Below are 13,824 nucleotides of genomic sequence, written 5' to 3' on the forward strand. Positions count from 1 at the left end.
CCGTACCGGCCGGGCATCACTTCCGGTCACGCGTGACGGTTTCTGCGCCGGGCGCCGGGATCACTCCTGGCTGGTGCGCACCTGCACGACGCGGACCGGCGAGGCGGACTCGATGGTCTGGCTGACGGTGCACAGCTGGTGCGACTTCTCCATCGCCGACGGCACCCGCTCGGCCATGGCTCGGCCGTCCTCGTCATGAGGGAAGGTGATGTCGATCGTGACGACGAGGTCGTCGAGAGTCGTGCCGCCACCGGGTCGCTCGCGCTTCTGGCCCTCGACGGCGATGTCGAAGCGGGTGGGCTCGGCGCGCTTGGTCAGCGCCTCGAGGGTCAGCGCGTTGCAGCCGCCGAGGGCGACCAGCAGCAGCTCGACCGGCGTGAAGTCGGTGTTCTGTCCCTCGCCGAAGGCGATCACGCCACCGCGCGGGTTCTCGGCGCGGTACTCCTGCGGACCGGTACGGACGAGATGGACACTGCGCATGGAGGATTCGACGCTCATACCTCGACCCTAGGACCGGTCGGGCACGGCGGCACCCCCATCGCGCGGCCCGGTTCCCGCCCACGTGGGACGGGAACCGGTGGGGCGGATCAGGCGTCGGCGTCCAGGTCGGCCTCGACGAGTGCGGCGATCTTGGCGAGCGTCGCCTCGTCGTCGCTCTCGACCGTGACCTCGGCGCCCTGGCCGGCGCCGAGCGTCATGATCAGCAGCGCCGAGCCGGCGTCGACGGGGTCGCCACCGGCGACCGCGAGGGTGACGGGGACCCCCGACTCGCTGACGGCGGCAGCGATCGTGGCGGCCGGACGGGCGTGGAGTCCCACGGCGGATCCGACGGTGACGGTCTTGCTGGGCATGTGGGGTGTCCTCTCAGACGTTGACGGGGTCATCGGCGGCAGCGGCCGCCTGCTTGGAGTGGCCGGCCTGCTTGAGGGCGGTCACGAGGAATCCTGCCACCAGTGTCCCGGCGGCCAGCGACGCGAAGAACCACAGCACGTGGTCCACCGCGAAGAACACGAAGATGCCGCCGTGCGGCGCCACGCAGGTGACGCCCGCGGCCATCGACATCGCGCCGGTGACGACGCCGCCGGCCATCATCGCCGGGATCACCCGGAAGGGATCCGCCGCCGCGAACGGGATGGCGCCCTCGGAGATGAACGAGGCGCCGAGCAACCACGCCGCCTTGCCGTTCTCGCGCTCGGCCGGTGTGTAGAGCTTCGGACGCAACACGGTGGAGAGCGCCATCGCCAACGGCGGCACCATGCCGGCCAGCATCACGGCCGCCATGATCTTGGACTGCGACGAGCCCGGATCGAGCGCGCCCGTGGTGGACAGGCCCGTGACGGCGAAGACGTAGGCCGCCTTGTTCACCGGTCCTCCGAGGTCGAAGCACATCATCAGGCCGAGCACGGCGCCCAGCACGATGGCCGAGCTGCCGGTCATGCTGTTGAGCCCGTCGACGAGGGCCTCGTTCAGCCACGCGAGCGGCTTGGCCAGCACGAGGATCATCGCCATGCCGACCACCAGCGTGGAGACCAGCGGGATCACGACGACCGGCATCAGGCCGGCCAGCCAGCGCGGCACGCCGCGGTGGGCGAACCACGCCGCGACGAGTCCGGCGAGCAGACCGCCGACGATGCCGCCGATGAAGCCGGCGCCGTTGGGGTTGGTGTCGGTCACGCCGATCTGGGTGGCGGCGAAACCCATGACGAAGCCCGGCGCGATGCCCGGCCGGTCGGCGATCGCGTAGGCGATGAAGCCGGCCAGGGCGGGCACCAGGAAGCTGAAGGCCCACGAGCCGAGCAGGAAGACCAGCGCGCCGATGTAGTAGAGGAAAGCACTGCCGAACAGGGCGTGGTCGCCGGCCGCGGGCAGGTTCGTCAGCGAGTTGTTGGCGAGGATGTCGCTCGCCTTGTCGCTGACGTCGTAGCCCCCCAGCAGGTAGCCGATCGCGATCATCAGGCCGCCGGCTGCCACGAACGGGATCATGTAGCTGACGCCGGTCAACAGCCAGCGCTGCAGCTTCTTGCCCGCGTTCTCGTTCTCGCCGCCGGACTCGGCCGCGGTCGTCTCGTCGGAGTCGCCCTCGACCCGGCGCGCCGACGGGTCGTTCGCGGCCGCGAGCGCCTCGTCGATCATGACGCGCGGCTCGTTGATGGCGCGCTTGACGCCGCTGCGGACGACGGGCTTGCCGGCGAACCTGGCCTGGTCCTTGACGCCCACGTCGGTCGCGAAGATCACGGCGTCGGCCGCGGCGATCTGCTCCCGCGTGAGCGGGGAGCTGCCGGACGAGCCCTGCGGCTCGACGACCAGGTCGATCCCGGCGTCGCTCGCGGCCTGCGTGAGCGCGTCGGCCGCCATGTAGGTGTGGGCGATGCCGGTCGTGCAGGCCGTGACGGCCACGAGGTGCGGCGTGTCGCCGCCGGTGCTCCCGGTCGTCGCCGGCGTCTCGGTGTTCGCGGGAGCCGCACCGGACTTGAGGTCGGTGCCCGAGGTGACCTCCTCGACGAGGGTGACGATCTCACCGGGTGTCTGCGCATCGCGCAGCGCCTGGGTGAAGTCGGGCCGGACCAGCGCTCGCGCCAGCGACGAGAGCAGCTTCAGGTGGGCGTCCCCGGCACCCTCGGGCGCGGCGATCATGAAGACGATGTCGGCGGGCCCGTCCGGGGCGCCGAAGTCGGCAGGGTTGGTCAGTCGCGCGAAGGCGAGCGTCGGGGCCGTGACCGTGGCAGTGCGGCAGTGCGGGATCGCGATGCCGCCCGGCACGCCGGTTCCGGCTTGCGTCTCGCGCGCCTTGGCCGCGTCGGCCAGCTCGTCGGCCGAAACCGCGCGGCCGACCGACGTGATGCGGGCGGCCAGGGCCTCGATGACGGCCGAGGAGTCTGCGCCGAGGTCGACGTCCAGTGAGACGAGGTCGTTGGTGATCAGCTGTTCCATGTCGTCCTCCAAGAGGCTGGTTCGACAGCCACCGCGGTGGGCAGTGGCGGGAGGTCGGTCGGCACCGGCAGTGCCGAACCGGGAAGGGACGCCGCGGCGGCCCCGTGTGCAGCAGCGCTGGCGAGGCACTCGGCCGGCGACCGGCCCGCGACCTCCGCGACGAGGTATCCGGCGAGGGACGAGTCCCCGGCACCCACGGTGCTGCGCTGGGTGATCCGGACGGGCGGGCAGAACCAGGAGCCCTCGGCGGTGGCCAGCACGGCGCCGTCGCCACCGAGTGTCAGCAGGACGGTGCCGACTCCCCCGGTCTCGCGCAGTTGCTGGGCGCGGGCCGCGGCCTGGCCGTGATCGCGCTCGATCTCGCTCGCGTCGCATCCCAGCAGCTCGGCCAACTCGTCGGAGTTGGGCTTGAGCAGATCGGGCGACGCGTGCTCGACCGTCCGCCCCAGGGCGTCACCCGAGGTGTCGACGGCGACGCGGACACCGGCCTGCTTCAGGGCGTTGGTCGTGGCGGCGTACCAGTCGCCGGGCACGCCCGGCGGGAGCGAGCCGGAGAGAACCGCCCAGTCGCCGGGGTGCGCGGCGTCGACGAGGGTCTCGGTGAGCTGCTTCAGCTCGTCCTCGTCCAGAGTCGGGCCGGGCGAGTTGATCTTGGTCGTGGTGCCGTCAGGATCGGCGAGGGTCAGGTTCACCCGCAGCCGCTCGCGGACGGGGACGGCTCGGTAAGTCAGTCCCAGGTCGTCGAGCGCGGCGAGCAGGGGCTCGTCCTCGGCGCCCGGCAGGACCGCGGTCACGGGCACCCCCGCGGCGTGCAGCACCCGAGCGACGTTGATCCCCTTGCCACCGGGATCGTCGTGGGCCGCCTCGCTGCGCAGGACGGCACCGGGCTCGAGCGGCTCGAGCAGGCTGATCAGCCTGTCGGTCGCGGGATTGGCAGTGACGGTGACGATCACGACGACCCCCTTCGGTCCGCTCCTTCCACGGTCACACGCCTGCGCCACTTCCGCGATGTGGTTTCGTGTGACTTTGACGTGGTCTTTTCTTGTTTTATGTCTCATTCGCAGAAATGTCAAGGCTCCCCTGTGCGGCCGATCACGCGCGGGATACCGTCGAAGGGTGACCAGCCTCTACTCCGGAACCGCCGTCGTCCCCGGAATCGGTGTCGGCCCGGCCGTTCGTCCGGCTCCGCGCCCCACCGCCCCCGAGAACGAACCGGCCGGTGACCCCTCCGCCACGACGGTCGCGTTCGGCTCGGCCGCCGCCGAGGTCGCGCAGCGTCTGCGCGCCCGTTCCGATGCCGCCAGCGGAGCTGCGTCCGAGGTGCTCGCCGCCACGGCCGCCCTGGCCGAGGACCGTGGCCTGGCCACGTTCGTCACCAAGCACGCCGCCGCCGGCGCCGGCCCGGCCACGGCCACCTCGAAGGCCATCGACGAGCTCGCCGCCATGTTCACGGCGGCCGGTGGCCTGATGGCCGAGCGCGTCACCGACCTCTACGACGTCCGCGACCGGATCGTCGCCGAGCTGCTCCACCTGCCCGAGCCCGGCATCCCGGTGCCGGACGAGCCCGTCGTCCTGCTCGCCGAGGACCTCGCGCCCGCCGACACCGCCGGTCTCGATCCGACCAAGATCGTCGCGATCGCCACCGAGCTGGGCGGTTCGACCAGCCACACCGCGATCATCGCCCGCCAGCTGGGCATCCCCTGCGTCGTCGCCGTCACCGACCTCAAGGAGGTCCCCGCGGGCGGGCGGGTCGCCGTCGACGGCACCGCCGGCACCGTCACGGTCGATCCGGACGAGGACCAGATCAACGCGCTCATCGAGCAGGACCGCCGCAGCCGCGAGGCGGCCGAGGGATGGTCGGGCCCCGGCCGGACCTCCGACGGTCATCCCGTCCAGATCCTGGCCAACGTGCAGGACGGCCCGGGTGCCCGCGTCGCCGCCGAGCAGCCGATCGAGGGCGTCGGCCTGTTCCGCACCGAGCTGCTGTTCCTCGAGCGCACCACCGAGCCGTCCGTCGAGGAGCAGGCCGAGCTCTACTCCGCCGTCTTCGAGGCCATGGGCGACAAGAAGGTCATCGTTCGCACGCTCGACGCCGGCTCGGACAAGCCGCTGGCCTTCGCGACGCAGCCCGACGAGCCGAACCCGGCCCTGGGCGTGCGCGGCCTGCGCATCGGCCTGGCCGACCCGGGGATCCTCGATCGTCAGCTGGACGGCATCGCCGCGGCCCGCGAGCGGACCAGCGCGGACGTGCGCGTCATGGCTCCGATGGTCACCACCGAGGCCGAGGCGCAGTGGTTCGCCGAGCGCGTCCGTGCGCGCGGCATGCTGGCCGGGATCATGATCGAGACCCCCTCGACCGTGCTGCTGGCCGACCGCCTGTTCCGGCACCTGGACTTCGTCTCGATCGGCACCAACGACCTGTCGCAGTACACGTTCGCGGCCGACCGGATGGCGCCCACGCTCAGCAACCTGACCGATCCGTGGCAGCCCGCGCTGCTGGCCTCGATCAAGCTCGTGGCCGATGCCGGACGCCGGGCCGGCAAGCCCGTCGGCGTCTGTGGCGAGGCTGCGGCCCATCCGCTGCTGGCGTGCGTGCTGACCGGCTTGGGCGTCACGTCGCTGTCCTGCGCGGCCACGGCCGTGCGAGCCGTCGGCGCGCGCCTCTCGCAGGTCACGTTCGCGCAGTGCGAGGAGGCCGCCGCCGCGGCCCTCGAGGCCACCGACAACCTGACCGCCGCCAAGGCGGCCAAGGACGTCCTGCAGCCCGCCTAGCCGCGGGCGCCGTTGGCGCGCAGGACCTGCACGAACTGGGTGGCGTAGTTGGCCTGGCGCATCGTCTTGATGCTGTTGCGCGAGAAGCGGTTGATGTGCTCGATGCTGACACTGCAGCGCACGACGCCCATCGGGCCCTGCAACGTCACCGCGTGCGGCGACAGCATGCCGTGGCGGGTCACGGCGAGGTCGGCGCACCGTGCCTGCCAGGCGGGCGCGGCCTCGCCGTTCGGCGTGAACGCGAGGGCACCGTCGCGCAGGTCGAAGCGCCCGAAGGTCGATCGCAGGCTGCCACCGGCCATGCCGACGAGTCCGTCGCTCATCACCTCGGCGTTCCAGGAGCCGGCTCCCGGGACGGGCGGCGTCCCCGAGGCGGCGCCCTGCCAGCCGGACTGCTGGATCTTGTGGGGCGGGGTCTGCGTCGCCCGCACCAGGAGCAGGACCACGCCCACGGCGAACAGTCCGAAGACGAGCGTGACGACGACGGACATGAGGATCAGCAGCGTGGACACGGGTTCCATCATGGGGCACCGGGCCGGCCGGCACCCATGAACCGCCCCGGCTCCCCCGGGTGCGGTGGGCACGACGGGCCCTGAGACTCGGACCATGCGCTGTCTCGTCACCGGCTCGACCGGATACGTCGGGGGCCGTCTGGTCCCCGAGCTGCTGGCCGCCGGGCACGAGGTGCGGGTCCTCGTCCGCGACGAGCGGAAGGCGCGCGCCCACCCCTGGGCCGACCGGGTCGAGATCGTCGTGGGCGACGCGACCGACGGCGACGACGTCCGACGGGCCTGTGAGGGCATCGACGTCTTCTACTACCTGCTGCACTCGATCGGCTCGAAGGGCGATCTGGTGCGCACCGAGCACGAGATGGCCGACACGATCGCCCGAGCCGCCGAGGACGCCGGCGTGGGGCGCTTCGTCTACCTCTCGGGGATGGCGCCCGAGAACGAGGAGCTGTCCGAGCACCTGCGCTCGCGCGACGAGGTCGCCCGGGTGCTGCTGGACTCGTCCGTCCCGACGGCGGTCCTGCAGGCGGGAATCATCATCGGCTCGGGCTCGGCGTCGTTCGAGATGCTGCGCTACCTCACCGAACGGCTACCCGCGATGGTCACGCCGCGGTGGGTGGACTCGCGCATCCAGCCGATCGCGATCCGCGACGTGCTGCACATCCTGGTCGGCTGCGCGAACCTGCCGCCGGACGTGAACCGGCGCTTCGACATCGGCGGACCGGACGTCCTGACGTACCTCGACATGATGCAGCGCTACGCGAAGGTGGCCGGGCTGTCGCCGCGGCGCATCCTGCGGGTGCCGGTGCTGTCGCCGCGTGTCTCGAGCCTCTGGGTCGGCCTGGTCACGCCCGTGCCCGCCAGCCTGGCCCGCCCGCTCGTCGAGAGTCTGCGCAACAACGTCGTCGCGCAGGAGGACGACATCACGCGCTACGTCCACCTGCCGCCGGGCGGCCGGACCGGCTTCGAGCGGGCCGTCGAACTGGCCCTGACCAAGATCCGCGACCTCGACGTCCCCACCCGCTGGTCGTCGGCCTCGACCGGCGGCGCCCCGTCCGAGCCGCTTCCCGTCGACCCGGACTGGGCCGGCGGCTCGCTCTACGTCGACGAGCGCACGCGCGAGGTCCAGGCGACGCCCGAGCGGCTGTGGGCGGTCATCGAGGGCATCGGCGGCGACCACGGCTGGTACTCGTGGCCGCTGGCCTGGCAGATCCGCGGGCTGATCGACCGGGCGTTCGGCGGTCCCGGCCTGCGCCGGGGCCGGCGCGACCACAGCCGGCTGGTGGTCGGCGACGCCGTGGACTTCTGGCGGGTCGAGGACGAGGAGGAGGGCTCCTTCCTGCGACTGCGGGCCGAGATGAAGGTGCCCGGACTGGCGTGGCTCGAGCTGCGGGTGGGTTCGGACGACTCGGGCACGACGTCCTTCCATCAACGCGCCCTGTTCCATCCGCGCGGCCTACTGGGCCATCTCTACTGGTGGGCCGTGTGGCCGTTCCACGGCATCATCTTCGGCGGCATGCAGCGCAACGTGGCGAAGGCGGCCGAGGACTGAGCCTGACGGTGGCGGGTTGCAACAGCGCCTCCGGAGGACCAGCATCGAGGCCATGAACCTGTTCCGGACGAAGAGCATCGAACAGTCGATCGCGGAGACCGATGAGCCGGAGCACCAGCTCAAGCGCGAGCTGACCACGAAGGACCTCATCGTCTTCGGTATCGGGGTCATCATCGGCACCGGCATCTTCGTACTGACGGGGCAGGAGGCGCACAACCACGCGGGCCCGGCCATCGTCATCAGCTTCCTCATCGCCGGAGCCGTCTGCGCCCTCGCCGCCCTCTGTTACGCCGAGTTCGCGGCGGCCGTGCCGGTCGCCGGCAGTGCCTACACGTTCAGTTACGCGACCCTGGGCGAGTTCATCGCCTGGATCATCGGCTGGGACCTGCTGCTCGAGCTGGCCCTGGGTGCGGCGGTGGTCGCGCGAGGATGGTCGGGCTATCTCCAGGAGCTGCTCGAGCTGCCGACGCAGGTCGCGGGCGACCAGGCGGTCGTCGACGTCGCGGCGATGGCGATCGTGGGGATCCTGGCATTCCTGGTGATCGCGGGCACCAAGCTCTCCAGCTCGGTCTCGAGCATCTTCGTCGCGATCAAGGTCGGCGTGGTCCTCTTCGTCGTCATCGCCGGCCTGTTCTACATCAAGGCCGCGAACTACTCGCCGTTCATCCCGCCGTCGGAGCCGGCCGAGCTGGCCAAGGGCGCCGACGAGACACTGCTGCAGGCGGTCTTCGGCATGGCGCCGACCGCGTTCGGTGTCATGGGCATCGTCGCGGCCGCCTCGGTGGTCTTCTTCAGCTACATCGGCTTCGACGTCGTCGCCACGACGGCCGAGGAGACGAAGAACCCGCAGCGCGACGTGCCCCGGGGCATCCTGGGCTCGCTGCTGATCTGCACCCTGCTGTACATGGCCGTGTCGTTCGTGATCACCGGCATGCTGCCGTACACCGACAAGCGGATGGACACGAGCGCACCGCTGGCCGAGGCGTTCTCGGCGAACGGGGTCGAGTGGGCCGCCAACCTCATCTCCCTGGGGGCCGTCGCCGGCATGATCACGACGATCCTGGTGCTGCTGCTGGGCCAGTCGCGCATCCTGTTCGCGATGTGCCGCGACGGTCTGCTGCCGCGCCAGCTGGCGACGGTCCACCCGAAGTACGGCACCCCGCACCGCATCACGCTCATCACGTCGGCCGTCGTGGCGGTCCTGGCCGGCTTCGTCCCGCTGGCCGAGTTGAGTCACCTGGTCAGCATCGGCACGCTGTTCGCGTTCGCGCTGGTGTCGGCCGGCGTGCTGATCCTGCGCCGCACGCGCCCGGACCTGCCGCGGGCGTTCCGCGTGAAGTGGGCTCCGCTCGTGGCCAGCGGCTCGATCCTGACCTGCATCTGGCTGATGCTGAACCTCTCCCTGCTGACGTGGGAGCGCTTCATCATCTGGATGGCCATCGGCGTCGTGATCTACGCGGTCTACGGGCGCACGCACTCGCGGCTCGGCCAGTCGGAGGCGGCGCCTGAAGCCACGCCGACCGAGCCCCGTGCCGACTGACCCACACCGCTGAACGGTGAGGACGGCCGCGTTCTCGCGACCGTCCTCACCGGCATCGTCAGTTGGACTTGCGTCCCGCGCGGCGCGCGACGATGAGGCCGAGACCGACCAGCACCGCCAGCAGGCCGCTCAGCGCGATGGCCGCCGTGGCGCCCGATCCTGTGGAGGCCAGGTAGCCGCCGTCCGGCCCATCGCCGCGATCGTCCCCGGAACCGGACTCACCGGGGTCGTTGCTGTCCCCGGACCCGCCGATCTCGGTGGGCTCGGTCGTCGGCTCCGTGGTCGGCTCGGTCGTCGGCTCGGTCGTCGGCTCCGTGGTCGGCTCGGTCGTCGGCTCGGTCGTCGGCTCCGTGGTCGGCTCCGTGGTCGGCTCCGTCGTCGGCTCGGTCGTCGGCTCGGTCGTCGGCTCGGTCGTCGGCTCGGTCGTCGGCTCGGTCGTCGGCTCGGTCGTCGGCTCGGTCGTGGGCTCCGTCGTGGGCTCCGTGGTCGGCTCCGTCGTCGGCTCCGTCGTCGGCTCCGTCGTCGGCTCCGTCGTGGGCTCCGTGGTCGGCTCCGTCGTCGGCTCCGTCGTCGGCTCCGTCGTCGGCTCGGTCGTGGGCTCCGTGGTCGGCTCCGTCGTGAGCTCCGTCGTGGGCTCCGTCGTCGGCTCGGTCGTGGGCTCCGTCGTGGGCTCCGTGGTCGGCTCCGTCGTCGGCTCCGTCGTCGGCTCCGTCGTCGGCTCCGTCGTCGCGGAGGCGCACGGGAGCGCCGCGTCGAAGGCGTGGTGGTGGATCTCGCCGCGGGCAGGTCCGGTGGTGACGTCCCCGGCGAACCACTGGCCGTTGGTGGTGACGTTGGAGTCGAACACCAGGTCCGCGTCGGGCGCCCACACCGCGCCCATGGTCAGCCCGTCGATCCGCACCGGGCCTGTGACGTCGGACAGGTCGATCAGGATGTGGCGGGCGAAAGCCTGGTCGCGACTGCGGTCCGCGCTCCATCCCTCGATGTTGATGGCGCCGACCCGCGTGGTCCCGGCGGGCACCTTGATGACCAGCGGCGCCTGCGCGGTGGGCACGTAGCCGCCGGCCCGGTCCATCTTGACCGTCTTGCCAGCGACAGCGGCGTAGTCCAGCACGTTCGGACGGGTCCTCGAGAAGTTGTCGGGGAACAGCATCCCGTGCTCCTCGCGGGCGTTCACGACCGTGACCAGGTCGTTCGCCGGGTCGTACATCGACACGAGGCAGTCGTCGATCCGGGCGAGCTCGGCCGCCAGACCCGGGAAGTACGCCGCCACCGAGGGCAGCGAGGTGGCCAGATCACTCACCGACGACGTGGCGAACGGCTCGACCTTCAGGTCGAGGAGGCCGCCGGACGGGTTCGTGACACGCAGGAAGTCCTTCCCCGCGGCGGCCCAGGCGCCGCCACCACGGGCCGAACCGGTCAGTCCGGTGACGTCGACGAGCTTGACGCCGGCGCGCGCCTCGTCGGAGCCTGCCTTGATCGTGTTGGTGTCGTCGCGGTTGGAGACGTCGAACGCACCCGAGCCGACGAACCGGTTCGCCAGGATCCGCACCGGCTTTCCGTCGATCGACGGCACGCCGTAGTCGGACATGCCGGCGGCGGTGTGCACCACCGGGTAGCCGTTCCGCTCGGACGAGGCGACGCTGCCGAACGCGGCGATCGATCCCTCGATCTCGCCGTTGCCCAGCACCGCGTCACCCTGCGCGACCACACTGAACCCGCGGTTCACCGAGAACGGGTTGAAGGTGTCGGTCGCCGCCGTCGCCGTGGGCGCCGCCATCACGGCCAGGCCTGCACCGGCCGCCACCGTGACCGCGACCGTCAGTGCCGTCCAGCGGTTCGCGTTCTTCCGTACCCGAGTCGTGCTGTCCACGAGTTCGCTCCTCCAACGTCACAAGACCGCCACGGCGTTGTGGCGGTCGAGTCGAACCTAGGCAGGAACACGGCCCGATCGGCCGGTAAGAACGGGAAACCACCCCGCCTCCCCACCCCTGCCGTGAAGGGGGTCACATCCCCAGTCGGTGAATGGCCGCCACGAGGCGGTCGCGGGTGTCCACGCCGAACTTGCGGTAGAGGTTGGCGCGGTGGAACTTGACCGTGTTCACCGAGAGGAAGAGGTGCTCGGCGATCTCCTTGTTCGTGCGCCCCGCGCGCACGAGCGCCAGCACCTCACGCTCGCGCTCGGACAGATGCGGCGCCCTCTCGCGTGAGCGGCCGATCTCGACCGTTCCGGCCAGCAGGTCGGACAGCCGCTGCGCGTCCTGACCCGTTCCCGCCGCGACGTACTCGCGCAGTCGCGTCAGGTCGGCCGGCGCCGTCGTGCCGAGCAGGACCCGGACGAGGCCCGATCCGGGGGCGCACTCGGTCGCCCGCCCCAACGCCGCCAGAGCACGCTCCGGCTCACCGGCGCGCACGGCGCGGGTCGTCTCGAGCATCAGCGCCATCTCCTGCGACCGCGGGTCGAGGGCGCCGAGGTCCAGGAACGGGTCGTCGTTGGTCAACTGCTCGTTCAGCGGCAAGGGCCGACCGGCCGACTCCAGGGCCGATGGTCCTGTCTGAGCATCGAGTGCCGCCGACACGGTGTCCTTCTCACCACCGGGCGGCCAGACGTTCAGGACACGGACGCACAACGCGTCCAGCTGGCGGGCAGCCACGCCCGTCCTCGTCGGCGTGAGGTGCCGCGAGCGCCAGCGTCGGCCCCTCAGGTACCTGACCCACACCCGGTCCAGCTCGTCGAGGCGGCCGGCCCCGGCGGCCGAGAGCGCATGCGCCACCAGCAGCAACGGCCACTCCACCGGGTCGACCTTCTCCATCGCCGCGCCCGTCAGCCGAACGGCACGATCGGGGTCCGTGGCGTCCAGTGCCTCCCACCCCCGCAGCACCGCATCGGCGACCACGTCCAGCTCGCGCCACGGGTCCACCGGAAGGCTCGGCGCCGGGCCTCGGGCCAGCACCTCCAGGTCACCCACGTGCCGAGCGCACATCTCCAGCACGAGCTCCGCGTGGTCGCGGCGACGCCCGTCCGGATCGGTCAGCCGGGCTGCGTCCAGCTCGAGCGCCCGGATCGCGTACCGGGCGGCCGACGCGGCCAGGTCGATCCGGTCCATCCGGACCAGGGCCTCGACCGACAGCAGCAGGTCCGAGACCGAGCCGGCGTCCATGCTCAGGTCGGGCAACAACTCGGCGAAGCCGCCCAGTTCCTGGATCGCCCCGTGGGCCAGCTCGACCTCGCCGAGCCGGACAGCGGTGTAGACCGCCATCGCCCGGTGGTGGAAGCGGTCGGCCGGCGGCCCGCTGCCCGACGGGGGCGTCCGGCGCCCCAGTTCACGCATCACCGTGCTGCGGCCCAGGCGGTGCCCCAGCCGGGATCGCAGGACCATGCGCAGGCAGGCGAGCGACGGGAAGTCCATGAGCGAGGCCACCGGCAGTTCGAGCAGCGGCGCCCACGAGGACAGGTGCTCGGTGCTCATCAGCTCCCACATCCGCGCTCGCGCTGCGCGTGCGGCGCCGGGCAGGTCACCGGCCGACACGAGCGAGAGCACCTCCTGCTCGTGGTCGCCGTGCCGTCGCGCGATCCCGGCGATGCGCACGTGCTCACGGGCGATGTCCTCGGGCGAGCGGTCCTGGATCCTCAGCAGGTGCTCGCGCACGAAGGGCCGCCAGGTGAACATCGGCGCCCGGGAGCGGCCGGAGATCGCCAGGTCGGCCAGGCCCAGTTCGACGGCACGCTCCACCTGACGCTGGTCGTCGTGGACGGCGACCAGTTCGGACAGCGCGCTGAGCGGGAATCGCGGCACCAGGATCGCCGCCGAGAGGAACTGCTCGAACGGGCCGGTGGCCCGAGGGGAGGGCGCCCACGTCGCGGGGACCACCTCGTCCCAGGTGAGGGTCGAGGCCAGGACGTCGCCGGGGCAGCTGCGCACGAGCGTGGCCACGAGACCCACCGTCCCGGCCGTCAGCTCCATCACCCGATCGACGGCAGGCTCCGTGACCTCGGGCAGGGCCGACCTCAGGTAGTAGGCGAGCTCACTGCGTTGCAGGCGCAGTTCCGCGTCGGTGATGAGCCGGTGCGCGATCGCGCTCTCGGTGAGCAACGCGATGAGATCGGTCGCGTCCTGCGTGGCCACGACGGTGCGGACGCCTGCCTCACGGGACCACCGGGTGACGAGGTCACGCAGGATCGTCGGCTCGACCCGGTCGACGCCGACGAGCGCGATCCTCGCCTCCCCCAGGGCGCGCAGTGCGGACTCCGCGGCACGCTCCGGGCGAGTCGCCGCATCGCGCGCATCGATCGGCACGCCCCGCGCGTCCAACGCGGCGAGCAGCGCGGTCGTGACGCCGGCCGCGTCGAGCTCGTGTCCTCCGGCGTCAACCAGCAGGCGCTCCTCAGCGGCGCTCGCGTCGGCAGCCCACTGGCGGAGCAGGGTGCGCTTGCCCGATCCGGGCAGTGCCTCGACGACGACGAGCGGCAGGCCCGTGTCCAGGCGTGCCATCAGGCGTGGGCGCACCAGCTCGGCCAC

The 13,824-nt window shown here is 71.8% G+C and carries 10 protein-coding genes; 3 read left to right on the forward strand and 7 right to left on the reverse strand.

The window, feature by feature from the left end; genetic code table 11:
• Positions 1–60: 60 nt before the first annotated feature.
• The 4 genes from GL325_RS10895 to GL325_RS10910 all read right to left on the reverse strand — a co-directional run bounded on the left by GL325_RS10895 (position 61) and on the right by GL325_RS10910 (position 3,884).
• Positions 61–498: an OsmC family protein gene (locus GL325_RS10895; protein ID WP_154597402.1), complete on the reverse strand. Its 438-nt coding sequence runs from the start codon at positions 496–498 to the stop codon at positions 61–63.
• An 89-nt stretch (positions 499–587) separates the two neighbouring features.
• Positions 588–851 (reverse strand): HPr family phosphocarrier protein, encoded by a 264-nt coding sequence (locus tag GL325_RS10900; RefSeq protein ID WP_154597401.1) that lies wholly within the window; start codon positions 849–851, stop codon positions 588–590.
• A 13-nt stretch (positions 852–864) separates the two neighbouring features.
• The gene (locus GL325_RS10905) at positions 865–2,931 is read right to left on the reverse strand and encodes a fructose-specific PTS transporter subunit EIIC (RefSeq protein WP_187769581.1); all 2,067 of its coding nucleotides are present in this window, start codon (positions 2,929–2,931) and stop codon (positions 865–867) included.
• A complete protein-coding gene (locus tag GL325_RS10910; protein WP_187769582.1) occupies positions 2,919–3,884 on the reverse strand; it encodes a 1-phosphofructokinase family hexose kinase in 966 nt (321 codons plus the stop codon). The genes GL325_RS10905 and GL325_RS10910 overlap by 13 nt, the downstream gene beginning before the upstream one ends.
• A 163-nt stretch (positions 3,885–4,047) precedes the next feature.
• Between GL325_RS10910 and ptsP the strand changes: the two genes are divergently transcribed.
• On the forward strand, positions 4,048–5,703 hold the full coding sequence (gene ptsP, locus GL325_RS10915; RefSeq protein WP_255956072.1) for a phosphoenolpyruvate--protein phosphotransferase: 1,656 nt from the start codon (positions 4,048–4,050) through the stop codon (positions 5,701–5,703).
• On the opposite strand, the gene GL325_RS10920 is transcribed toward ptsP, so the two are convergent.
• Positions 5,700–6,215, reverse strand: coding sequence for a hypothetical protein (locus tag GL325_RS10920; RefSeq protein ID WP_187769584.1), 516 nt, complete (start codon positions 6,213–6,215; stop codon positions 5,700–5,702). The two genes, ptsP and GL325_RS10920, sit on opposite strands and share 4 nt — an antisense overlap.
• A gap of 94 nt (positions 6,216–6,309) precedes the next feature.
• On the opposite strand from GL325_RS10920, the gene GL325_RS10925 reads away from it, so the two are divergent.
• Together GL325_RS10925 and GL325_RS10930 are read left to right on the forward strand one after the other, a co-directional pair.
• Positions 6,310–7,764: an SDR family oxidoreductase gene (locus GL325_RS10925; protein ID WP_187769585.1), complete on the forward strand. Its 1,455-nt coding sequence runs from the start codon at positions 6,310–6,312 to the stop codon at positions 7,762–7,764.
• Between the two features lie 52 nt (positions 7,765–7,816).
• Entirely contained in the window at positions 7,817–9,304 is a 1,488-nt protein-coding gene (locus GL325_RS10930; protein ID WP_187769586.1) for an amino acid permease, read from the forward strand.
• 58 nt (positions 9,305–9,362) lie between these two features.
• Here GL325_RS10930 and GL325_RS10935 read toward each other — a convergent pair whose 3' ends face one another.
• Positions 9,363–11,177 (reverse strand): collagen-binding domain-containing protein, encoded by a 1,815-nt coding sequence (locus tag GL325_RS10935; RefSeq protein WP_187769587.1) that lies wholly within the window; start codon positions 11,175–11,177, stop codon positions 9,363–9,365.
• A gap of 133 nt (positions 11,178–11,310) precedes the next feature.
• Positions 11,311–13,824 carry a LuxR family transcriptional regulator gene (locus tag GL325_RS10940; protein WP_187769588.1) on the reverse strand — a complete coding sequence of 838 codons (2,514 nt, stop codon included), beginning with the start codon at positions 13,822–13,824 and terminating at the stop codon, positions 11,311–11,313.

The organism is Aeromicrobium sp. 636, assembly GCF_024433585.1.
Taxonomy (GTDB): Bacteria; Actinomycetota; Actinomycetes; order Propionibacteriales; family Nocardioidaceae; genus Aeromicrobium; species Aeromicrobium senzhongii.